Below are 24,851 nucleotides of genomic sequence, written 5' to 3'. Positions count from 1 at the left end.
AAACCATGTAAAACTAGAGTGTATGACAATTAGAAAAACAGGGCTAATGTTGGTTTTCTTGATAACCACGTTGGCAACAGCACAAACCAGTAACCTGGCCGACTTGGTGGATGAGTTTAGGGCGGATACCCAAGCATTGGATCGCACCTATATCATTGACGAATCGGAGGAATATTACCAACGTTATACCGATTTCTATAACAATTGGGAAAAGAAAATCGGAGCCTTGGATTTCAATGCACTCTCACAGCAAGAAAAAGTGGACTATGTCCTTCTGAAAAATACTGTTGCAGAAGGGAAGTATTTTTTAGATCAAAACTATACAGCTTATAAAGAAGTGGCCGATGTGGCCAGTTTTGCAAAAGACCTTTTTCCTTTCATCAAAGAGCGACGAAGAGGTAAGAAGCCAGATGCAAAACTAGTTGCACAAAACTTGAATAATGCGGCCATCGCTATTGGCAAGGAAATGGAATCCAGAAAATCCAAACCCCTTGCAGATTGGAGAGTTGCTGACAAAGCATCTGGAATCATCACATCATTCCAGAAAGGGTTGGAAGAAGCCTATAAATTTTACTATAGCTATGATTCCGATTTTACCTGGTGGGCTGAAAGACCATTTGAACAATTGAATGGGAAACTTACCGAATATGCTGAGTTTTTAAAAAATAACTACTCCCAGACCAGTGTTAAGGATGATGGAAGTGGAATCATTGGGAAACCTGTTGGTGAAGCTACCCTGAATCAACTTTTGGCCATGGAATTTATTCCATATTCGCCTGCCGATTTGATCAAAACGGCAGAAGAGCAATTTGCATGGTGCAAGAACGAAATGATTAAGGCATCCCGTGAAATGGGGTATGGTGACGATTGGAGAAAAGCCTTGGAGCATACCAAGAACACTTATGTTCCTGTTGGAGAACAACCACAGGCCATTTTGGACCTTTACGATCATTCCATAAAATTTATCGAAGACAGGGACCTTATTACGTTGCCAGATTTGGCCAAAGAGACTTGGGGAATGGTGATGATGACGCCAGAGCGCCAAAAAGTCAATCCTTTCTTTACCGGAGGAAGAAATATTAGTATTTCATACCCCACAGATGGTATGGACCATGATGACAAATTGATGAGCATGCGTGGAAACAATCCTAATTTTTCATTCCCAACCGTTCAGCATGAATTGTTGCCAGGTCATAACCTGCAATTCTTTATGACCAGCCGTCATAAAAATTACCGAAGTGCCTTCTCCACACCATTTTGGGGTGAAGGATGGGCGCTGTATTGGGAGATTATTTTGTGGAACAAAGACTTTCCTGTGACGCCCGAACAAAAAATGGGAATGCTGTTCTGGAGAATCCACCGATGTGCCCGTATCATCTTTTCGCTCAAGTTCCATTTGGGTGAAATGACCCCACAGGAATGTATCGACTTTTTGGTCAACGATGTAGGACATGAATATGCAAACGCTGCTGCAGAGGTAAGACGTTCATTTACAGGAAGAACTCCCCCGTTGTATCAATTGGCGTATATGATAGGTGGATTGCAGTTCTATGCATTAAGAAAGGAAATGTTGGAGAAAGGATGGACAGAAAAGCAGTTTCATGACAGAGTAATGCATGAAGGAAGAATACCAGTGGAGTTATTGCGAGCATTGCTCCAAGACCTCCCACTGAGCAAGAATTATAAAACAAAGTGGAAGTTTTCCACAGCCTTTAATTAACCAACCTAACCCAAGCCAATGCGGTCATTTGCCCCCATTTTTATTTTGTTGATTTTCTTAGTGTCCAGCTGTACAGACAGCGAAAAGATACTTAGATTATCAACAGAAAAGGGGGCTTCCGTGTTGGACAATGGCTGGGAAAAGGAATATTGGAGCAATCAAGAAAATTATTCTTCCATTCCTTCTGAAAATCACAACACAGAAGTTTTGGTTTTAAATGCCGACACGCTTTCCGTAAGTCGTTGGTACAAGAAAATCAATATAAAACCATACACCACCTATAAAGTTTCAGGATATGTAAAAACAGAAGGTGTTGAAGGCAACCGCGAGGGTGCTGGTGCGGGAATTGGTTTAGAGCGAATGGAAATTGCACAGGATACCGTTTTTGTGGGTGACAATGACTGGACTTTGGTGGAAATGGTATTCAACTCTGGTGGCGATGACAGTTTTATGCTGGAAGGCCTCTTGGGAAAACGCGGGTTGGCCAAAGGAAAAGTCTATTTCGACAATTTTCAACTCGAAGAGTTGGATTCTAAAGAGCTACACCCCAAAGTAAGTATAGACCTTTCTGAAAAAATGGAACCCATGTCGCCCTATATCTATGGGCAGTTTATTGAGCACATGGGCAAAGGAATTTATGGGGGTATTTGGGCCGAAATGCTTCACGACCGTAAATTTTACTACCAGCCGGGGACTCAAAAATCACCTTGGAAAGTCAATGTGGATACCTTGAGCATCCAGAAAGATGCCAGTCATTCATTTGCCGAATTGGATTTACCGAAGTTTGTCTTGAATGCTGAAGGAATTTTGCTTTCACAAGACAGTTTGGCTGTCATCCAAGGAAAAAAATATGAAGGAAGAGTGGTCTTGAGCCATTCAGGAACTATCACAAATGCTTCCATTGCATTGATCACAGAAAATGGGTCATCGGAACAACCGCTAGATATTTCAGGAAGTGGATTTCAGAAAATTCCATTTCAATTGGATTCCAAAGAAACTTCCAATGCCCGTTTGGAGATTAAAATTGCAGGAACTGGAACCATTACCTTAGCAGCCGTTTCACTCATGCCTTCGGATAATGTGGAAGGCTTCCGTCCAGATGTGCTTGCACTTTTAAAAGAATTAAACTCTCCCATTTATCGGTGGCCTGGAGGAAACTTTGTTTCTGGCTACGATTGGAAAGATGGAATTGGAGACCCGGACCGTCGCCCAACAAAATATGAACGTGCTTGGAACGGATTGGAATACAACGATGTTGGTGTTCATGAGTTCATGGATTTATGCCGATTGTTGGATGCAGAGGCCAATGTGGCCGTCAATACCGGGTTGGGTACTGCAGAGTTGGCCGCCAATGAGGTAGAATATTTCAATGGAGACCAGACCACTAAAATGGGAAAATGGAGGGCGGAAAACGGCCATCCTGAACCTTATGGTGTGAAGTTGTGGGCCGTGGGTAATGAAATGTTCGGGGATTGGCAATTGGGTCACATGCCCATTGAAGAGTATGTGGTAAAACACAACAAAGTCGCCGAAGCTATGTGGGCCGTGGACCCAACTATTGATTTGATTGCTGTTGGATTTCCAGGGGAATGGAACGATATGATGTACGAGCATACGCTGGATAACATGACCTACATCAGTGAGCATTTTTATCGACAGGATTGGCATCCAGGCGGATTACTCACGCACGTAAAGCAGATTCCAGATGCCATTCGGGAAATTGCAGATGAGCATAGAAGATGCCGGGAGGAAATGCCAAAAGTGGGTGAAAAGAAGGTAAAAATCGCTTTGGATGAATGGAATTACTGGTACGGCCCCCATGTATACGGATTATTGGGAACCCGATATTTTTTGCGTGATGCTTTGGGTATCGCAGCGGGAATCAATGAGTTTTCCAGACAATCGGATATGTTCTATATGGCCAATTATGCTCAAACTGTGAATGTAATTGGGGCCATCAAAACCACAAAAACGGATTCTTGGTTAGAAGGCACTGGATTGGTTTTGAAACTATATCGAAAAGAATTTGGAACACAACCTGTGGCCGTTGAAGGTGCTCCGGAACCTCTGGATATCGCCGTAACGACCAATGAAGAGGGTACGGTAGTGACCGTTTCCATAATCAATGCTACGCACCAAGAATATCCGGTAGCATTGGATTTTAAGAATATAGAACTCCCTGAAAGCGGTACGCGCTATTTTATTTCAGGGGCTAATGATATGGTCTTCAATGATGAGTCCAGTAAAGACAGAATCTCAATTCAGGAAGAACCCATTTCATGGGATGGACAAACCCTTGTAGTTCCCAAGGAAAGTGCCAACATCTACTCATTTAAACTAAACTAATACGCAACTTGAGATGAAAAAGAAACTATTATGGATAGGATTGGTATTGTTTTTCAGTACCATTTTTAGAATGGAGGCCCAAGGGTATTGGGGCAGGATAGAACAGCGTGAGCCCACTTTGGGTATAGCAGAGGTGTATCAGAAATTCAGTACACCCGATTTTCAATTGAAATTGGTCAAGGCATCTCAGACGGTAGCGGCCCTTCGTCCAAGTACGGGAAGGTCGACCAACTTCGACTTCACTCCGGGGGACCGATTGGAACTACGGGACAAGGATAGTCTCTATCATTTGGGGGACATCAACCTTAGAATAAAGGATGCCAACGGAAACTGGATGGATTTTTCCACAGCAACCACAAGAGCAGAGGTCACACCATTGACAGTCAGTGGTAACGTTTTGGCTGCTGCCGATTTGGCCAATACCTTGCCAAAAGACATTCCCGTGTCCATAAAACGCTATTATGAACTGGACAATGACCAATTGGTCATGCGTTTTGAAATCACCAATACACAAACCACCCCAGTTGAAATTGGCGCATTGGGGGTTCCCATGATCTTCAACAATATTTTGGAAGGAAAATCATTGACGGAGACCCACGCCCAAAACGTATTCTTTGATCCTTACATTGGAAAAGATGCTGGTTATTTGGAGGTGAAGCGTCTCAGCGGAAGAGGGCCTGCATTGTTGGTGCTTCCAAAGGAAAATATGTCTTTTGAAGCATACCGACCACTTTTGGATGATCCTACACCAAGAAGTATTGTGTTTGAAGGATTCCACGAATGGATGGTATACAGCAAAGCCTATGCAGAGAATGAGTGGAAAGGCGTGGAGCAATGGAACACACCAACCTCTCTGACTCTACAACCCAACGAAACCAAGAATTTCGCATTGAAGCTGGTACTTTCAGAAGGCATCAAAAATGTTCAAGAAACCTTAGTGAAAGAAGAGCGACCTGTTGCAACTGGAGTTCCCGGTTATGTGGTGCCCCAAGATGTGGAGGCTCAGCTGTTCCTTAACTACAAAAGTGGAGTCAGTTCCATCACCGTAGAGCCAAAAGGCGCATTGGAAATTAAAGAAGAAGGTGCTACCGCATCGGGTTCAAAAAAATATAAAGTTTCTGGAAAGAAATGGGGAAGGGCTAGAGTGACCGTTACCTATGCGGATGGACTCAAACAGACTATCAACTACAAGGTAATCAAGCCGGAAGAGGAAGTAATTGCTGATTTTGGTAGCTTTTTGACCAACGAGCAATGGTTCGATGACCCCAACGACCCATTTGGGAGAAATCCATCGTCCATTACCTACGATTATGACAAAAAAGAACAAGTAGTTCAAGACAGTAGAGTTTGGATCAGCGGTTTAAGTGATGAAGGTGGGGCCGGGAGTTGGTTGGCCGCTGTAATGAAGCAATTGGTGCAACCTGATCGCGAGGAAATCGTAAAGCTTCAAAAGTTTGTGGACAACACCTTGTGGGGTGGAATTCAGTATAGCGATGGTCCGCTTAAATATGGGGTCAAGAAAAGTTTGTACTACTACGAACCAGATTCTCTTCCCAAAGGGACCTACAGTGACGAAATCAATTATAAAACCTGGGCTGCGTGGGATCACAAGCATGCCAACGACCCTGGTAGATCATATAATTATCCTCACGTAGCAGCCGCGTATTGGGTAATGTATCGTTTGGCACGATATCATGAAGGCCTGGTAGACAACAGATTATGGCAGTGGTATTTGGAAAATGCCTACCATACAAGTGTGGCCATGGTGGAAAAAGCGCCATACTATGCCCAATTCGGGCAAATGGAAGGCTCGGTTTTCCTTTTGATTTTGGAAGACCTTAAAAATGAAGCTTTCAAAGATATGGCCACCGATTTGGAAGCTAGAATGAAAAAACGAGCCGACCATTGGGAAGCATTGGATTATCCATTCGGTAGTGAAATGCCTTGGGACTCCACCGGACAGGAAGAGGTATATATGTGGTCTGATTATTTTGGCTACGATCGAAAAGCATGGGTTACGTTGAGTGCTATTTTGGCTTATATGCCTACCATGCCGCATTGGGCATACAATGGTAATGCCAGAAGATATTGGGATTTCTTGTATGGTGGTAAGGCCGGAAAAACATCCCGAGTGGAACGCCAAATCCATCACTATGGGTCTTCATTGAATGCCATTCCTGTTTTGAAACACTTCAGAAAAAACCCTGAAGATCTATATCTGTTGAAAGTTGGATACGGAGGTCTTTTGGGAGGCATCTCAAATATCACTCAAGATGGTTTTGGACCGGCTGCCTTTCACTCCTTTCCATCAACTTTGGAGATTGATGGTATCACAGGAGACTACGGTTCCGGATTTTACGGTTATGCTGTGAACTCTGCATCCTACATCACTCAAGACAAAGATTTAGGATGGTTGGCGTTTGGCGGAAACTTGACCCAAAAAGGAGACGTGGTTGAAGTGGATATCACCACCGCTTCCAAATCTAGGGTATACATCGCGCCTAAAAAATTATGGTTGACTTTGGATGCTGGAACTTTTGATAAGGTGAGCTATAACACTAAAACAGATAAAATTGAAATCACTTTGGGCGGTAAAGATGAGTATACGCCCAATGCTTTTTTAAGGGTTGAAGCGGAAAACATCAGCTTGCCCTACGAGAAAGTAAGGGGAGCTTATAAAATTGAGTTGCCTAAAAAGGGATTGACCATAACATTATAATTTTTAATCAACCTCATAATTGGATAAATGAAAAACCTTAGAACCACACTTCAAGTCGTATCGGCCCTTTTAGTCGTATTGATGATTTCTTGCAACACCAAGAAAAAGGAAGAAGAGGAACCAAGTGTCCCTAAGGAACTTTATATTCCAAAAGAGGTGTACAGGGTGCCAGAAGGGAATAACTATGATGACCCAAACAGTGATTTTAGTTATGACCGAATGATTGAAGGTGACAATATTGCCATTTTTTGGCACAAGGATTATGGCAACGACCCCATGTCCAATCAAGATTCCACATTGCGTTTCAATCCAGAGCGAATGTTGAAAGAATCCGAACGTACGTATGACGTTTTTGTGAACGATTTGGCCTTGGTGAAAAAGGATAGTTCCTATACCGACAAATACAAAGTCTTGGTTTATGTGATTCAGGCTGAGTCTCAAACTGCTTTTGGTGGCGGGTCTGAGGATAAAATCGGGATTTTCTGGACCCCTGCTATCCGTGTGAACAAAGAGCCTTATGGGGTATTGGCCCACGAATTGGGGCATAGTTTTCAATATTTGAGTCGAGCTGATTCCGGTACCGGACCCCGTGGACCCATCATGGAAATGTCTGCCCAGTACATGCTTTGGCAGGTATATCCAGAATGGATGACGTTTGAAAACTATCACTTGGTGGACTATCTCAAAGGAACACATTACGGATTCATGCACCCAACAAACATGTATCATTCGCCGTATGTGATTGAATATTGGTCTCAAAAGCACGGAAAGAAATTCTTCGGAGAGCTTATGAGAAGTACCCAAGAAGGCGAAGATCCTGTGATGACCTATAAAAGATTGAACAATCTCTCACAAGAGGAGTTCAACGCTGAAATTTATGATGCTTCAAGCAGATTCATGACCTGGGATTTGGACCGAGTGGAATCCGTAGCCAGTCAATATGCAAATATGCACTATACCAAAGTGAACCAATTGCAAAATGGATGGTATCAAATCGATATTGTAAACGTTCCACAAAATTATGGATATAATGGTATTAAATTGGAGGTGCCTTCGGCAGGAACCACAGTGGAGCTGGATTTTAAAGGAATTGCCGGAGATGATGCCTACGAAAAGGTACAGGTTGAAAAAGCGGGATGGCGTTATGGTTTTGTGGCTTCATTGAGCAATGGGGAGCGAGTATACAGCGACATGTTCAGTGATAGTAATGGAAAGGCAAGTTTTGAAGTACCGTCCAACACCGAATATTTATGGTTGGTAGTAACAGGCGCCCCAACAGAGCATTGGTCAAGACCCATGCGAAGAAGAAGAGGTGACGAAAATACAGAACCGACTCCTGATGAGGAATGGCCTTATCAATTTAAATTAACGGGAACGGAAGTTGCAGAACAATAAATAAGAGAAGGGGAAGAAGGGTATTTTTAAATTTTAAAGATAAACCCGTCTTCCTCTACTTTCTTGTTGTATTTCTCTTTATCAAAAACGTAGAGGTAGGCACCTTTTCTAGAAACGGTCATATCCTTTTCATCAAGTTTGATTAATACATCCATGGAATTGATTTTGTTGATGAAATTTCTTTTATCCAGTTTTTTGTCCAAAATGGATTCGTAAAGATTTTGAAGCTGTCTCATGGTGAATTTCTCGGGAAGCAGCTCAAAACCGATAGGTTTGGTTAGGGCTCTTCTTCGAAGTCTGGCCATGGCCTTTTTGATCATTTCGGTATGGTCAAAAATTAACTCGGGGGCTTCACTGAGTTCAAACCAACGGGCAGAATCAATTTGAATACCATCAAATTTGTGTGATTCAACATCTATCAATGCATAATAGGAAACAGAGATTGTACGCTGACCTGGATCTCGGTCAATTTTACTGTGAGTGTACAATTGCTCCATATAAATATCGGTAAGACCGGTAAGTGTATGAAGCACCCGTACTGCGGCTTGATCAAGATTCTCTGTTTTTTTGAGGAAACCACCTATAAGTGACCACTTTCCTTTTTCGGGCTCAAAATTCCGTTTAATGAGCAATATTTTCAGGTTTTCCTTGTCAAAACCAAATATGATACAGTCAACTGCCAAAAGCGCTTGATCTTCTTTATCATAAAAATTGAGTTGCATGTTTAGGTCCTCGGCTTCTTCTAGGTCGTTGATTATTTTCATAAGGACTAAAATCCTAAATCTTATTGGGTTAAGCAAATGTTTGTAAGGTAAACACAAAAAATTATTTGGGGGGGTGGAATAACATTTTTTTAACGGTAATTCTTGGAAATTCCAAAATTCTTTACGTTCTTTACTAGTGTGTAAGATACACTTTAAAATTAATCAATAGGTTTTTCGCAGCGCGAAGCCTATTTTTGAGTTAGTTTTAAGCTTAGTAATTTTAGTAAGGCCATGGTCTTGCCATGGCTTTTTAAACCTTCCGAATATGAAAACTAGTGCGTATGTTTTTAGATATGCAGTGGTCTTATTGACCGTTGTATTACCCACAATTCTCTCAGCGCAACAGCCGGTAACCGTTCAAATTGGTAAGAACACGGACTCTGTTCAAATCAGTAAACACATTTATGGGCATTTTGCAGAGCATTTAGGACGATGTATTTATGATGGTCTTTATGTTGGGGAAGACAACAAGATCATTCCCAATACTGAAGGTGTTCGTAATGACATCATCGCCGCATTAAAGGAGCTTAATATTCCCAATTTGCGTTGGCCTGGAGGTTGTTTTGCGGATACTTACCACTGGAAAGACGGTGTGGGTCCACAAGAAGACCGCCCTACAATTGTAAACCGCTGGTGGGGAGGTACTACCGAAGACAACAGCTTTGGTACCCACAACTTTTTGAATCTTTGTGAGGTTTTGGGGGCGGAACCCTACCTGTCTGCTAACGTTGGAAGTGGAACCGTACAAGAATTAGTTGATTGGATGCAGTACACCAATCATGATGGGGTGAGCCCAATGGCCGATTGGAGACGTGAGAACGGAAGAGAGGAGCCTTGGAATGTAAAATACTGGGGAGTTGGCAATGAAACTTGGGGTTGTGGTGGAAATATGACCGCCGAATACTACTCCGATATCTATAGAAAATATGCCACCTTTATGTCGGATTGGAATAATAGTGGTGGTGTATACCGAATTGCTTCGGGTGCTTCGGAAGATGATTACCATTGGACGGAGACCTTGATGAAAAACGTTCCCCACAACTTAATGGACGCCGTTGCCCTGCACGATTATGCCGTTTTCAATTGGGATGCAAAAGGTCCTTCCGTCAATTTTGATGAAGAAATCTACTTTAAAAGCATGGAGCAAGCTCTAAAAATGGAAGAGTACGTCACCAAGCATATCGCCATTATGGACAAATATGATCCTGAAGGAAATGTAGACCTTTTTGTGGATGAATGGGGTGGTTGGTATGATGCTGAACCAGAGGTGCAAAATGGGGTACTTTACCAACAAAACACCATTCGTGATGTGATGATTGCCGGTACGGTTCTCAACACTTTTAACAACCATGCTAAACGGGTAAAGATGGCAAATTTGGCCCAGATGGTGAATGTGCTTCAGGCAGTGATCCTAACCGATGAGGAAAAAATGATCAAGACGCCAACCTACCATGTCATGAACATGTATAAAGTGCATCAAGATGCTTTGTTGCTTCCATCAAAAATTGAAAACAATGCTGAATTCCGAGGACTTCCAGTAATTTCAGTATCAGCATCAAAGGCTGCGGACAATTCGGTTCATATTTCTTTGGTCAATATAGCTTCCAAAGCGGAAAAAGCGGTGGAAGTAAATTTGGGTGACCTGGACATCAAAAATATCAAGGCCCAGATACTGACTTCGGAAAAACTTCAAGACCATAACTCATTCAACGATCCAGATAACGTGGTACCAGTTGAATTTAAAGATTTTAAACTTAAAAAAGGAGTACTCTCAATGGATGTGCCTGCACACTCCCTGATCGTATTAGAAGGTAAATAGTAGTAAAATGAAAAAAGGAATTATTCTAGCAGTGGGTCTTTTGGCCCTTTTGGTATCGTGTAAGACGGATACCCAAAAACAACAAGAAGAGCCAAAGGCAGAGGTGAAGGAGGGTTATCCCATTGAAGCGGTAAACATCAGGCACGTAAAACTGACAGATGAATTTTGGTTGCCTATCATTCAAAGAGTTCAAGAAAAAACCATTGAATTCGCTTTGGAAAAATGTGATGAAGAAGGTCGATTTGACAACTTCTTGATTGCCGGCGGTGAAATGGAAGGCTCCGTAAAAGGTGCCATGCCTTTTGATGATACCGACGTATACAAAATTATTGAAGGAGCATCAAACTCCTTGATCAGTGCCCCAAACCCACAATTGGAAACCTTGTTGGATTCCTTGGTGTCCATTATAAAAGTGGGTCAAGAAGCTGACGGATATCTGACTACGTGGAGAACCATCAACCCAGCCAAACCACCTGCAGAATGGGTTAAGGTTGAAGAAGGAAAACGATGGGAGTATTTGGCCATGAGCCATGAGTTGTACAATGCTGGGCACTTGTTTGAGGCTGCAGCTGTTCACTACAAAGCTACCGGGAAGAGAAATTTCTTGGACATCGCTCTTAAAAATGCCGACCTTATGGTGAAAACTTTTGGTGATGGCGAAGGAAAAATTGCTGCGGTTCCTGGGCACCAGATTATTGAAACCGGACTCATTAAATTATATGAGGTTACCGGAAAGAAAGAATACTTTGATCTCGCCAAATATTTCCTTGATCACAGAGGGGATCCTGAAAACCACGAGCTTTTCGGACCTTACTCACAAGATCACTTGCCCGTTGTTGAGCAAGATGAGGTAGTGGGCCATGCCGTAAGAGCGGTTTATATGTATGCGGGTATGACGGATATCGCCGCCATTGAAAAGGATACGGCCTATTTGAAAGCCGTGAACGCCCTTTGGGACAACATGGTCAACAAGAAAATGTATATCACAGGAGGTATAGGTGCGTTGCATGAAGGTGAGGCTTTTGGTGAAAATTATGAGCTTCCCAATTTAACCGCTTACAATGAAACCTGTGCATCTATCGGAGATGTATATTGGAACCATAGATTGCATAACCTTACGGGTGATGTAAAATATTTTGATGTTATTGAGCGCACCTTGTACAACGGACTTATTTCAGGTCTTTCCTTGGATGGTGAGAAATTCTTCTACCCCAATGCGTTGGAGTCTGATGGAGTTTACAAATTCAATCAAGGCGCTTGTACACGTAAAGATTGGTTCGATTGCTCTTGCTGTCCAACCAATGTCATTCGATTTATTCCAGCGATGCCCGGGTTGATTTATTCCAAAACGGATGATACCGTGTTCGTAAACCTTTATGCAGGCAATGAAGCTACCGTTGATCTTAAAGATCAATCGGTAAAAGTAGCGCAAGAGACCTCATATCCATGGAATGGGAAAGTAAAACTTACTGTAGATCCTGCGGAAACTGGTGAATTTACCATGAAGTTCAGGATTCCAGGATGGGCAAGAAATGAAGTGCTGCCAAGTGACTTGTATCACTATGCCAACCAGGTTGATGAAAGCAATACCATCACAATCAATGGAGAAGCCATCGATGCAATGGCGGACAACGGTTACTACACCGTTACCCGCGAGTGGAAAGCCGGTGATGTTGTGAATTTGGAATTCCCAATGGAAGTGAGAAAAGTGATTGCCAATCCATTGGTTGAAGAAGATAAAGGTAAAATGTCCTTGGAATACGGTCCAATTGTATACGCAGTTGAGGAAATCGACAATAAAGGAGATTTTGATAACATCAAATTGACTTCAAACGAGCAGTTTAAAGTTGAAATGCAGCCTGACCTTTTAGGAGGTGTAAGTACTATTTCTAATGATAAACTGACCGCAATACCGTATTACGCTTGGTCCAACAGAGGAATCGGCAAAATGAAGGTGTGGTTGCCAGCAGAAGCTAACTAAAAATTCGTAGAAAGATGAAGAGGCGTGTAACGGTGAAGTATTTTTTGGGATTAATGGCCATGGTGAGCCTTGTCTCTTGTAAAACAGAGAACAAAGAAGCCGTTGCGGACGCCACTGCTGTAAACCGTGATTTGGTGGTTGATTTGGGTGACACCGGAATCAAGATTCAACCTACCATGTACGGAGTCTTCTTTGAAGACATCAACTTTGCCGCAGATGGTGGACTTTATGCCGAAATGATAAAGAACCGTTCTTTTGAGTTCACCCTACCAAAAACCGGTTGGATTGAACCCAATAGCGATCGGCATTCCTATAATAAGGAGTCGGGGATCATGAGTGTTGTAAAATATGCCGGTGATGCCCAAAACCATAATTACGCCAGGGTCAAGGTCAACAATGACCAAGGATACGTTCTCATCAATGAAGGCTTCCGCGGTATGGGAGTCGCCAAAGATGCCGAATACAAACTGTCGCTCAAGGCGGCGAAAAATTCAGGAAATATCCAACGCATCAAATTTCAACTATTGGATTCCTTGGATAATGTCCTTGGAGAAACAGCAATAGTTCCAGAGTCTGATTCGTGGAGCACCTACGAGTCTAAGTTCACCGCCTCAAAATCAGAAATGAAGGCCAAGGTCAAAATTACGTTTGAAGGTACAGGTGTCATAGACTTGGATATGATTTCCTTGTTTCCCACCGATACGTGGATGGGCAGGGAAAAAGGGCTTCGAAAAGATTTGGTGCAATTGCTGTATGATTTAAATCCCGGATTTTTGCGTTTCCCAGGAGGTTGTATTGTTGAAGGAAGAACTTTGGCAAGACGCTATCAGTGGAAAAAGACCGTTGGCGATATCGAAGAAAGGGAGATTTTGGTCAATCGTTGGAATACAGAGTTCAATCACAGACCCACTCCAGACTACTATCAAAGTTTTGGATTGGGATTTTTTGAATATTTCCAATTGTCTGAAGATTTGGGGGCAGAACCACTTCCTATTTTGGGATGTGGTATTGCTTGTCAATTCAATACAGGAGAGTTGGTGCCTTTGGATGAATTAGATCCCTATGTGCAAGATGCATTGGATCTTATTGAGTTTGCCAATGGCGATACCAATACCGCTTGGGGCAAGGTTAGGGCCGATATGGGCCATCCAGAACCCTTCAATATGAAATACATTGGCATCGGAAATGAGCAATGGGGTCCAGAATACATTGAGCGCTATGCCATTTTTGAAAAGGCCCTAAAAGCGAAGTATCCAGAAATCATCATCGTTTCCGGTAGTGGACCTTTCCCTGATGGTGATTATTTTGAATACGGCTGGGAACAACTCAAGCAAATGAATGCCGAAATTGTGGATGAACACTATTACCGTCCACCCCAGTGGTTCCGTGATAATGCAACTCGATATGATAGCTATGACCGAAACGGTCCCAAGGTTTTTGCGGGTGAATATGCGGCACAGAGTGTCGCCATAGCAAGCCCGGAAAACGAAAACAACTGGGATTGTGCCCTATCCGAAGCTGCTTTCATGACAGGCTTGGAACGGAATGCGGACTTGGTATACCTCACCTCATACGCTCCGCTCATGGCCCATGCCGATGCGTGGCAATGGACGCCAGATATGATATGGTTCAACAACTTGGAATCGTATGGAACGGCCAATTATCAGGTCCAAAAGATGTATTCCACCAATGCGGGAACCGATTTATTGACGATTACAGAGGATGAAAAAACACTGATAGGTCAGGATGGACTCTATGCCAGCGCGGTTAAGGACTCCACAACAGGAGAGCTTATTGTGAAAATAATAAATACGGAATCGCATCCTCAAGCGTTGAAACTTACGGCAAGCAACGGAAATCTTGGAAATACAGGAACAGTCTCAACCTTGCAGAGCAATGATCTACAAGTTGTAAATTCATTTGAATCTCCGGATAAAATAAGCCCTAAAGAAAGTACATTGGCAGTGAGCAACGGAATGGTCGAAGTTACTGCCGAACCCTACTCAATGAATGTCATAAAAATTAAAATTTTATAAACTATGTTTTCGGGGTCTGCAGAAGTCCCAGATACTAACCCAAAGAATGAAAAAGTACGTAATAGGATTGGATTATGGTTCCGACTCGGTTAGAGCGGTTTTGATTGATACGGAAAATGGAGCGGAGTTGGCCTCAGAGGTCTTTTGGTATCCCCGCTGGAAAGAGCAGAAATATTGCAAACCTGGAATCAACCAGTTTAGGCAGCATCCCTTGGATCATATTGAAGGTTTGGAACACACCATAAAAGCTGTGGTTACCCAAAGCGGAGTGAATCCAGAAACCATTGTGGGAATTTGTATTGACACCACAGGGTCGTCACCCATGCCTTTGACAAAAGAAGGAACCCCTTTGGCCTTGGTCGAAGGATTTGAAGAAAATCCCAATGCCATGATGGTATTGTGGAAAGACCACACCGCAGTGAAAGAAGCCAATGAGATCAACGAATTGGCCCGAAGTTGGGGTGGCGAGGACTACACAAAGTTTGAAGGAGGTATTTATTCCTCCGAATGGTTTTGGGCCAAGATTCTTCATGTGGCTCGGGAAGATAAAAGTGTTGTTGAGGCTACCCATACATGGATGGAACATTGCGATTACATCACGTATTTGTTGGCGGACAATAAAGATTTAGAAACATTCAAGCGAAGCAGATGTGCTGCGGGCCATAAAGCTATGTGGCACGAAAGCTGGGGCGGGTTGCCATCCCAAGAATTTCTCTCCAAGTTAGATCCTTATTTGGCATCCCTTCGAGATAAATTGTATGACGAAACCTATACGTCCAATGAGATTGCAGGTCATTTGAATGAAGAATGGGCCAACAAATTAGGGCTTACCACCAATACCATACTTGCCGTAGGAACTTTTGATGCCCATGCCGGAGCGGTTGGGGCCAAAGTAGACCATCATGCCTTGGTTCGTGTGATGGGTACTTCTACCTGTGACATTATGGTTTCCACCCACGATGCGGTAGGAGATAAAACCGTAAAAGGAATTTGTGGTCAAGTTGATGGCTCCGTTATTCCTGGTTTGATGGGATTGGAAGCAGGTCAATCTGCTTTTGGAGATGTTTTGGCGTGGTTCAAAAATGTTTTGGCTTGGCCAATGGACAATCTCGTGATGAAGTCATCAGTGTTGTCTGATGAGGTAAAGAAACAATTGCAGGAAGAAGTAGAAGCAAAGTTCATCAGAACCTTGGCCGAACAGGCCGAAGCCATTCCACTTTCAGAAGTGGTGCCCATGGCGCTCGATTGGGTCAATGGTAGAAGAACTCCGGATGCAAATCAAGAATTGAAAAGCGCCATAACCGGAATTTCATTGGGAACAAAAGCCCCACATATTTTCAAGGCGCTGGTAAATTCTATCTGTTTTGGTTCAAAAATGATCGTAAACCGATTTGAAGAAGAAGGCGTAAAGATTGAATCTGTCATCGGTATTGGAGGGGTGGCTAGAAAGTCACCTTTCATTATGCAAACCTTGGCCAATGTCTTGAATATGCCCATAAAGGTTGCTGAATCTGACCAAGCACCTGCTTTGGGAGCTGCTATTTATGCGGCTACGGCAGCTGGGATTTATGAATCCGTGATTGAGGCCAGCAAAGTAATGGGTAGTGAATTTGAAGCCGAATATTTTCCACAGGCTTCCCAAGTGGAGACTTATGCCAAATTAATGGAATCTTACAAAGCACTTGGTCAATTTGTGGAAGAACAAACCAATAAAAAAGCTTAAAATGTCAAAATATAAATCGCTGAAAGAAGAATGCTACGAAGCCAATATGGAGCTCAATGCCCTTGGTTTGGTCATTTATACCTTCGGCAATGTTAGTGCGGTTGACCGGGACAATGGTGTTTTTGCCATAAAACCCAGTGGAGTGCCCTACGAAAAATTGAAACCGTCGGACATGGTCATCTTGGACTATGACAATAATGTGGTTGAAGGCGATTTACGGCCTTCGTCCGATACCAAAACCCATAGTTACCTCTATAAAAACTGGGAAAATATTGGCGGTGTGGCCCACACCCACGCAATGTACTCCGTGTCGTGGGCACAGGCGCAACGCGATATTCCCATTTTTGGTACCACACATGCGGACCACTTGACCCAAGATATCCCATGCGCGGCACCTATGGCCGATGACCTCATTGAAGGAAATTACGAGCATAACACAGGAATCCAGATTTTGGATTGTTTTTCATCCCGAAACTTGGATTACAATGAAGTGGAGATGGTTCTCATTGGGAACCACGGTCCTTTTGCCTGGGGCAAAAACGCGGCCAAGGCCGTGTACAATACTAAAGTATTGGAGACCGTGGCGCAGATGGCCTATCTAACACTTCAGATAAATCCCAATGCCCCAAGATTAAAAGACTCTTTAATAAAAAAACATTACGAACGTAAGCATGGTAAAAATGCCTATTACGGTCAATGACCAACCAATAATTAAATAAATGAAAATAGCAGAAAAGGAGATTTGGTTTGTAACAGGAAGTCAACATTTGTACGGTCCTGAAACACTTAAACAAGTGGCCGCAAACTCAAAGAGTATTGTAGAAGGATTAAATGGATCAGGGAATTTGCCCATTTCTTTGGTGTTCAAGCCTGTGGTGACCACTCCAGATGAAATTACCGCTGTATGCAGGGAGGCGAGCAATGATGTAAATTGTATTGGGGTAGTGGCGTGGATGCACACCTTTTCTCCATCAAAAATGTGGATAGCTGGACTTACGGTGCTGAGCAAGCCGTTGTGCCACCTTCACACCCAGTTCAATGCAGAAATTCCATGGAATAGTATTGATATGGACTTTATGAACTTGAACCAATCTGCACACGGAGACCGTGAATTTGGTTTTATGATGACCCGTATGCGTAAAAAGCGCAAGGTTGTGGTTGGGCATTGGAAAGATGCACGTGTACAACAAAAATTAGGCATTTGGTCAAGAGTGGCGTTAGGCTGTCACGAACTTCAGAACATGAAAGTGGCCCGTTTTGGTGATAATATGAGGGAAGTGGCCGTTACCGAAGGTGACAAAGTAGCCGCGCAAATGCGTTTCGGAGTTGCGGTGAATGCCTACGACTCTTCCGATATCACTAAGATTATTGATACACTTGACCAAAAGTCAATTGACCAATTGCTTGAAGAATATGAATCAAGCTATACCTTGACCGATGCCCTTAAAAAAGGAGGGGCACAACGAGAATCTCTAGTTGAGGCTGCCAAGATTGAATTGGCACTTCGTGCCTTTTTGGAGGATGGTGGTTTTAAAGCCTTTACCGATACCTTCGAGAACTTGGGTGCTTTACGCCAACTGCCCGGTTTGGCCGTTCAGCGTTTAATGGCTGATGGATACGGATTTGGTGGTGAAGGTGATTGGAAAACAGCAGCCATGGTTAGTGCCATGAAAGTAATGGCCAGAGGATTGGACGGCGGTACTTCATTCATGGAAGATTACACCTACCACTTCACCCCAGAAAAAGATTATGTGTTGGGCTCCCACATGTTGGAGATTTGCCCATCCATCGCCAGTGGAAAACCCTCTTGCGAAGTACACCCGTTGGGTATCGGAGGTAAGGAAGACCCTGTACGTTTGGTATTCAATTCTCCTGCCGGTGATGCACTTAATGCTTCTTTGGTAGATATGGGAAATCGATTCCGTTTGATCGTAAATGAGGTTGAAGCTGTTGAACCTATGGCAGATTTGCCTAAATTGCCAGTTGCCAGGGTACTATGGGATGCTAAACCTAACTTGGATATCGCAGCTACGGCTTGGATATTGGCAGGTGGAGCACACCATACAGTGTATACGCAAGCGTTGACCACGGAGTACATGGAAGATTTTGCTGATATTTTTGGTATAGAACTTTTGGTAATTGACAACAATACGCGAATCAGAAGTTTCAAGGACCAGATACATGCCAATGAAGCCTATTACCACTTGTTTCAACATAACATGTAGCACATAGAATTGAAAATTTAACTGAACTAACTAATATGATGAAGACAATAAAAGCTTCTTTACTATTTTTTGTTTTTCTTGCAGCACTTTTAATAGGCTGTAAGGAAAATAAAAAAGAAAACCAACCAGAAAATGACATGGTGAAGACTGAATCTGCGAAGAGCCATATAGAGAAAAGTGCCTTTGGGGAAACACCCGATGGCCAAAAAGTGGATAAATATACCTTGACCAATACCAAAGGTATGGAGATAGATGTCATCACTTATGGTGGTATCATTACCCGTTGGACAGCTCCTGACAAAAATGGGAATTATGAAGATGTGGTCCTCGGATTCAATGATTTGGATTCGTATTTTGGAGGTGTTCCCTATTTTGGGGCATTGATTGGTAGGTATGGAAACCGTATCGCCAAAGGTCAGTTCTCCATTGATGGTGAAACCTATACGTTGGCCAAAAACGATGGTCAAAATCACCTGCATGGCGGACAAAAGGGATTCGATAAGGTGGTATGGGCTGCCGAAGCCGAAAGTACCGATGATGGTGCTTCTTTGGTGCTAACCTATACCAGTGCGGATGGCGAAGAAGGATATCCCGGGAAACTCGATGTAAAAGTTACCTACACCTTGACCGGCGATAATGAATTGGACATTCAATACGAAGCGGTAACAGACAAACCTACTGTGGTAAACCTTACCCAACACAGTTATTTCAATCTTTCTGGAGATTTTTCAAAAGATATTTTGGATAACGAGGTTATGTTGAATGCTTCTGCTTATTTGCCTGTGGACGCCGGATTGATTCCCACTGGGGAAATTCGTTCGGTGGAAGGTACTCCATTTGATTTCACAGAACCTAAAGCTGTTGGTGAGGAAATCAATGCGGATAATGAGCAGATTAAACGAGGGGGAGGATACGACCACTGCTGGGTGCTGAACGGCACTGACAAAAATTTTGGTTTGGCAGCATCTGCCTACCATCCAGAATCCGGTCGATTGTTGGAAGTGTACACAGATGAACCCGCTATACAATTCTACACCGGAAATTTCTTGGATGGTAGCCTATCCTCAAAAACAGGTGGAGTTTATGGAAAACGTTCAGGATTGTGCTTGGAGACACAGCACTATCCAGATTCTCCAAATCAGGAAGCATTCCCGACCACACGATTAAACCCTGGGGAGACCTACAGTTCTCACACCAGTTTTAAATTCTCAACCAAATAAGCTAGCATCATGCAGACATTGGATACTTTTGATTGGATTACCATATCCATATATTTTGTAGTGCTTTTAGGGATAGCCGTTTGGGTTATTGGAAAAAAGAAAGAAAATACCGAAGACTATTTCCTCGCCGGTAGAAATGTGGGATGGTTTGTTGTTGGAGCATCCATTTTTGCCTCGAACATTGGTTCGGAACACGTTGTGGGATTGGCAGGTGCAGGTGCGGGTGACCGACTGCCCATGTTGATTTATGAGATTCAAGCTTGGGTCGTTTTGATTCTCGGCTGGGTCTTTTTACCCTTCTATGCCAGAGCTGGGGTTTTCACGATGCCCGAATTCTTGGAAAAGCGTTTCGACGCCCGTTCCCGATGGATTCTTTCCGTATTTTCCATTGTGGCCTACGTGCTCACCAAAATCTCCGTGACCATTTATGCCGGTGGTGTAGTGGTTTCGGCGTTGTTGGGAATCGATTTTTGGACGGGTGCCATTGCTACAGTGGTGTTGACCGGTGTGTACACCATTTTGGGTGGAATGCGCGCGGTGGTGTATACCGAAACACTTCAAGCTATTATATTGATTATTGGTGCAGCAGCACTTACCGTCATCGGATTGGATGAAGTAGGCGGTTGGGAAAGCATGAAGCAAACAGTGACCCCGGAATATCTAAATATGTGGCGCTCCGCTTCTGACCCAGATTTTCCATGGCCGCCCCTTTTGATTGCAAGTACCATTACCGGTATTTGGTATTGGTGTACAGACCAATATATTGTGCAACGTGCCCTTACCGCGAAGAATATTAAAGAGGGAAGACGAGGAACCATTTTTGGTGCTTTGTTGAAGTTAATGCCCGTTTTCTTGTTCCTGATTCCAGGGGTTATAGCCTTGACTTTGAAAATGAGAGGTCAGTTGGAATGGGATACTCCAGACCAAGCATTCCCTGTTTTAATGAGTAATTTGTTACCATCTGGATTGAGAGGTTTGGTAGCTGCCGGTCTGTTGGCAGCTTTGATGAGCTCCTTGGCTTCAGTGTTCAACTCGTGCTCTACTTTGTTCACGGTTGATATCTATAAAAAATTGAGACCAAACACACCAGAGAAGAAATTGGTTCGGACCGGTCAGATAGCCACGGTTATTGTGGTAATCATTGGTATTATATGGATTCCGATTATGGCGAACATTTCAGGTGTACTTTACGAATATCTTCAAAGTGTGCAATCATACATTGCACCGCCAATTACTGCAGTATTCTTGTTGGGTATCTTCCATAAGCGAATCAACGCCCAAGGCGCATTTGTGACCTTGATTGTTGGATTCATAGTGGGAGCCTTGAGAATTGTCCTGGAATTGGTTAAGGAATCACTTGACCCAACCAGTTTCTGGTTTACCTTGGGTGACATGAACTTTTTAAGCTTTGCGTCATGGTTCTTCCTTTTCTGTATCATTTTGATACTGGTAGTGAGTTACGCCACTGCGGCGCCTCCGGCAGAAAAAGTAGCGAATTTGACCTATGCCACAATTTCTGAAGAAGAGAAGAAAGACAACAAAAACAGTTATAACTGGAAGGATATTGCTATTTCCATTGTAATCGTAGCCATTGTAATTTATGTGATGGTCTGGTTCAACGGGCAATAATAAAAGTTCTTATCAATAAAATAAAAAAAGCTGTAAGGTTCACTTACAGCTTTTTTTATTCAGGGATGTACCCGAAAGTGTTTAGGATTTTATCTTCTTATCCAAAATGATTTGAAGCTCACTTCGTTTCAAGCGATCATTAAAGGTTGGGATTTCCTCCTTCATGAATTTCTTGAATTTGGTATCAACATCTTTAAGTCTCTTGTTGAAAATGGAGTATACCTCTTCCTGTTGGTCCGTTGGTTTAAAGTCGACCCCGAATGCGGTAATGTCACTGGCAAGAGCACTCAAGCGACCATACAATTTCATGGGTGACCTAAAGGCATCTTCACGGGCACCTGTCAGGTGAATATCGTATAGAGATTCTGCAATGCCTTCGGCAATAACCCGAAGTTCTTCTGCTTTCTTTGCATCACTTTTATTTTTAAGCAGTGGAATCACCTCATTCAGCTCCGCCCGAATGGTTTCAATATCATTGATCATGGTAACGGCAAGGTTCATGGCATCACGCAGTTCCAACGAAAAGGCTACTTGCTTTTCAATATCCTTAATGGTGCCCTCGGTGGTTGGGTCCTTAAGAACCTCCACTTCTCTAATATATTCGTCGTCATCTACAATCAATTTGACCTTGTATGTGCCTGGAACGGTTTTAGGGCCAAATTGTCCGCGTCTTAAATCAATATCCCAAGTGACCAAAGGTCTCCATCCTTCGCCATTGAGTTGTACCCATGGTCTTCCCGGAGGGGTTGTCTTCAATTTGGATTTATAGGTGGGTTCATACCGAAGGTCCCACATTACCCGGTTGACACCTGCTTCTTTTTTACCCTGAAGTGTCCTGATCAGTTCATCATCTTCTGAAAGAATCTGTATTTCAACCTTTTCATGATCACTATCGGCCAAATAATAATTGATTTCGGCACCATAGGCTGGGTTTCTACCTGCATTTAGGCTGGGGCCGTCCGTTTTAATGCTCTGTTTATCCTGAAATCGGTAGGCTTGGCGCAAGCTGAACAAATGGGCGTCTTTGCCTTCTGCATCCATGTCGTATTCACGTAAGGGGGAAATATTGTCTAAGATGTAATAGCCCCTTCCATAAGTGCCTACTACCAAATCATCAAAACGTTCTTGGATTTCCAACCAATACACAGGGGCGGGAGGAAGGTTGTTTCGCAAACGCATCCAGCTTTCACCATCGTTGGTACTAATATAGATTCCGTTGTCAACACCAAGATAGAGCATACCTTCCCTTTTGGGGTCTTCCTTAATCACGTGGGCAAAACTATGCACGGATTTTGGAACACTTCCACTGACCAATTTCCAGCTTTGGCCATAATCTGAAGTCTTGTAAATATAGGGGTCAAAATAACCCATTTGGTGAAGGTCCACCGAAATGTAAACCGTTCCTTTTTTAAAGTGGGATACCTCAATATTGGTCACCGTTCCCCATTTAGGCAGGCCGGTAATGTTTTTGGTAACATTGGTCCAAGTTTCACCACCATCCCTGGTCAAATTCACTTGTCCATCATTACTTCCGGTCCAGATAAGGCCAGGTTCTAATTTAGATTCCACAATGCTGAATAGTACAGCTCCATCAAACGTCATTAGGTTGTCAATGGCAATTCCACCAGAACTTTGCTGATGGGATTTGTCATTTAAGGTCAAATCGGGGCTAATTACTTGCCAGCTTTGACCATTGTCATCACTTTTATGTACGAACTGACTACCTACATATACACGATGTTTGGTATGAGGTGAGAATGCCAATGGAAAGTTCCAATGCCAGCGGTATTTAAGTTTACCGGGTTCCCATCCATACCCCGCTTCTGGCCAAACACGAACTTCCTGTGCATGTCCGGTGCGTGCGTTGTATCTCGTCAAACCACCATCATAACATCCGGACCATACAATATCATTATCAAATGGGTCGGGTTGCGCGAAACCACTCTCGCATCCACCAACACCTTCCCAAAGACCTAGAGGAATATAGCCTTGCAAACTATTGCTGGGGCCTTTATAGGAATACCCATCTTGACGGTTTCCATAAACGTTGTACGGTATCTGGTCATCTACTGCGGCATGATACATTTGCGCAATGGGAAGAACCACACGTTGAAAGCTTTTACCATGATTGAGTGTGATACTGGCGCATCCATCGTGAGCTACCATCATTCGGTCTGAATTGGTAGGGTCTAACCAAATATCATGGTTGTCACCACCAGCGGCATATCCTCCGGATATGGTTTTTCCACCATCTTTGGAGGTGCTGAACTTTACACTCGCAAAAAACAGTTCGTTTGGGTCTGAAGGAGACACGGCCATTCTTGTATAATAGGGAGCACGCTCGGCAATATCGTGGTTACGGGTCTGTAAGGTCCAAGTGTTCCCGAAATCTTCGGAACGGTACAATGCAGGACTATCAATTTCGAAAAGGGCGTACACCACATCGGGCTCAGAAGGAGAAATGGCCACTGCTGTTTTTCCAACGGGATTGTCTTTTCCACCGGGCAGACCATATTTGGATAATGATTCCCATGACTCACCACCGTCGGTGGTACGGTAAACTCCACCTCCGGGGCCGCCACTGTTCAATCCCCAAGTGTTTATATGAATGGACCACATTCCAACTAAAAGTCGGTCTGGGTTTTTAGGGTCGATGGCCAGTTCGGCCGCACCGGTATTCTCATCCACAAAAAAGATTTTTTTCCATGTTTTACCGCCATCGGTAGTTTTAAAAATACCACGGTCTTGTTGCGGACCGTAGGTATGGCCCAATGCAGCGGCGTAAACAATGTCTGGATTCGTGGGATGGACAATTACACGACCAATACGGCCTGTTTTTTCCAGTCCCATATTTTTCCAAGTTTTACCGGCATCTTCAGACTTGTAGATACCGTCTCCCATGGCATGGGCGGGTCTGATGACAAAAGTTTCTCCCGTTCCTACCCAAATGATATCGGGATTGGAAGGGGTGACGGCCAAGGACCCAATGGACGAAACATCTTGGTCGTCAAAAATAGGTTGCCAATTAATGCCTCCATCGGTGGTTTTCCAAAGACCTCCGGAAGCAGCTCCAATATAATTGATCATGGGGTCTCCGGGCACACCTGCAATTGCGATGGCACGGTTACCTTCAGGTCCAATAAATCGGAATTCCAGGTCATCAAAGACAGCTGGGTCGGTTTGAGCAAAAGCGGTTAAAAAAAGGAATAAGAAAAGGGGAATCAGGGGAAATTTTGGTTTCATAGTTATTAATTCTTGCTTAAAACTACTTAAG

At 43.3% G+C, this 24,851-nt stretch carries 14 protein-coding genes; 12 read left to right on the top strand and 2 right to left on the bottom strand.

All coding sequences use genetic code 11. The features are described from left to right. Positions 1–22: 22 nt before the first annotated feature. The 4 genes from ACFSJE_RS17335 to ACFSJE_RS17320 are packed head-to-tail and all read left to right on the top strand — an operon-like array spanning position 23 to position 8,180. Positions 23–1,720 carry a DUF885 family protein gene (locus ACFSJE_RS17335; RefSeq protein ID WP_379832133.1) on the top strand — a complete coding sequence of 566 codons (1,698 nt, stop codon included), beginning with the start codon at positions 23–25 and terminating at the stop codon, positions 1,718–1,720. Between the two features lie 18 nt (positions 1,721–1,738). Continuing rightward, on the top strand, positions 1,739–4,066 hold the full coding sequence (locus ACFSJE_RS17330; protein ID WP_379832132.1) for an alpha-L-arabinofuranosidase C-terminal domain-containing protein: 2,328 nt from the start codon (positions 1,739–1,741) through the stop codon (positions 4,064–4,066). A gap of 13 nt (positions 4,067–4,079) precedes the next feature. Then, positions 4,080–6,785, top strand: coding sequence for a DUF5695 domain-containing protein (locus tag ACFSJE_RS17325; RefSeq protein WP_379832131.1), 2,706 nt, complete (start codon positions 4,080–4,082; stop codon positions 6,783–6,785). Positions 6,786–6,812: 27 nt separating this feature from the next. Beyond that, positions 6,813–8,180 (top strand): DUF6055 domain-containing protein, encoded by a 1,368-nt coding sequence (locus ACFSJE_RS17320; protein ID WP_379832130.1) that lies wholly within the window; start codon positions 6,813–6,815, stop codon positions 8,178–8,180. A gap of 26 nt (positions 8,181–8,206) precedes the next feature. On the opposite strand, the gene ACFSJE_RS17315 is transcribed toward ACFSJE_RS17320, so the two are convergent. Beyond that, positions 8,207–8,944 carry an NUDIX hydrolase gene (locus tag ACFSJE_RS17315; protein WP_379832129.1) on the bottom strand — a complete coding sequence of 246 codons (738 nt, stop codon included), beginning with the start codon at positions 8,942–8,944 and terminating at the stop codon, positions 8,207–8,209. Between the two features lie 265 nt (positions 8,945–9,209). On the opposite strand from ACFSJE_RS17315, the gene ACFSJE_RS17310 reads away from it, so the two are divergent. From ACFSJE_RS17310 to ACFSJE_RS17275, 8 genes are read left to right on the top strand one after another with little or no spacing between them, the layout of a single operon-like run. After that, a complete protein-coding gene (locus tag ACFSJE_RS17310) occupies positions 9,210–10,763 on the top strand; it encodes an alpha-N-arabinofuranosidase (protein WP_379832128.1) in 1,554 nt (517 codons plus the stop codon). A 7-nt stretch (positions 10,764–10,770) separates the two neighbouring features. Then, positions 10,771–12,744 (top strand): glycoside hydrolase family 127 protein, encoded by a 1,974-nt coding sequence (locus tag ACFSJE_RS17305; RefSeq protein ID WP_379832127.1) that lies wholly within the window; start codon positions 10,771–10,773, stop codon positions 12,742–12,744. A 14-nt stretch (positions 12,745–12,758) separates the two neighbouring features. Beyond that, a complete protein-coding gene (locus ACFSJE_RS17300; protein WP_379832126.1) occupies positions 12,759–14,780 on the top strand; it encodes an alpha-L-arabinofuranosidase C-terminal domain-containing protein in 2,022 nt (673 codons plus the stop codon). 46 nt (positions 14,781–14,826) lie between these two features. After that, the gene (locus ACFSJE_RS17295; RefSeq protein ID WP_379832125.1) at positions 14,827–16,503 is read left to right on the top strand and encodes a ribulokinase; all 1,677 of its coding nucleotides are present in this window, start codon (positions 14,827–14,829) and stop codon (positions 16,501–16,503) included. Between the two features lies 1 nt (position 16,504). Continuing rightward, positions 16,505–17,203, top strand: coding sequence for an L-ribulose-5-phosphate 4-epimerase (locus ACFSJE_RS17290; RefSeq protein ID WP_379832124.1), 699 nt, complete (start codon positions 16,505–16,507; stop codon positions 17,201–17,203). A gap of 19 nt (positions 17,204–17,222) precedes the next feature. Then, positions 17,223–18,728 (top strand): L-arabinose isomerase, encoded by a 1,506-nt coding sequence (araA, locus tag ACFSJE_RS17285; protein WP_379832123.1) that lies wholly within the window; start codon positions 17,223–17,225, stop codon positions 18,726–18,728. Between the two features lie 38 nt (positions 18,729–18,766). Then, on the top strand, positions 18,767–19,948 hold the full coding sequence (locus ACFSJE_RS17280; RefSeq protein WP_379832307.1) for an aldose epimerase family protein: 1,182 nt from the start codon (positions 18,767–18,769) through the stop codon (positions 19,946–19,948). A gap of 9 nt (positions 19,949–19,957) precedes the next feature. Continuing rightward, positions 19,958–21,577, top strand: coding sequence for a sodium:solute symporter (locus ACFSJE_RS17275; RefSeq protein ID WP_379832122.1), 1,620 nt, complete (start codon positions 19,958–19,960; stop codon positions 21,575–21,577). An 81-nt stretch (positions 21,578–21,658) separates the two neighbouring features. Here ACFSJE_RS17275 and ACFSJE_RS17270 read toward each other — a convergent pair whose 3' ends face one another. After that, a complete protein-coding gene (locus ACFSJE_RS17270; RefSeq protein WP_379832121.1) occupies positions 21,659–24,820 on the bottom strand; it encodes a WD40/YVTN/BNR-like repeat-containing protein in 3,162 nt (1,053 codons plus the stop codon). Between the last annotated feature and the right edge of the window lie 31 nt (positions 24,821–24,851).

The sequence above is a fragment of the Flagellimonas iocasae genome (assembly GCF_042682725.1).
Lineage (GTDB): Bacteria > Bacteroidota > Bacteroidia > Flavobacteriales > Flavobacteriaceae > Flagellimonas > Flagellimonas iocasae.
Note: the sequence above shows the minus strand (reverse complement) of the source record. Positions and strands in the feature narration are given on the sequence as shown.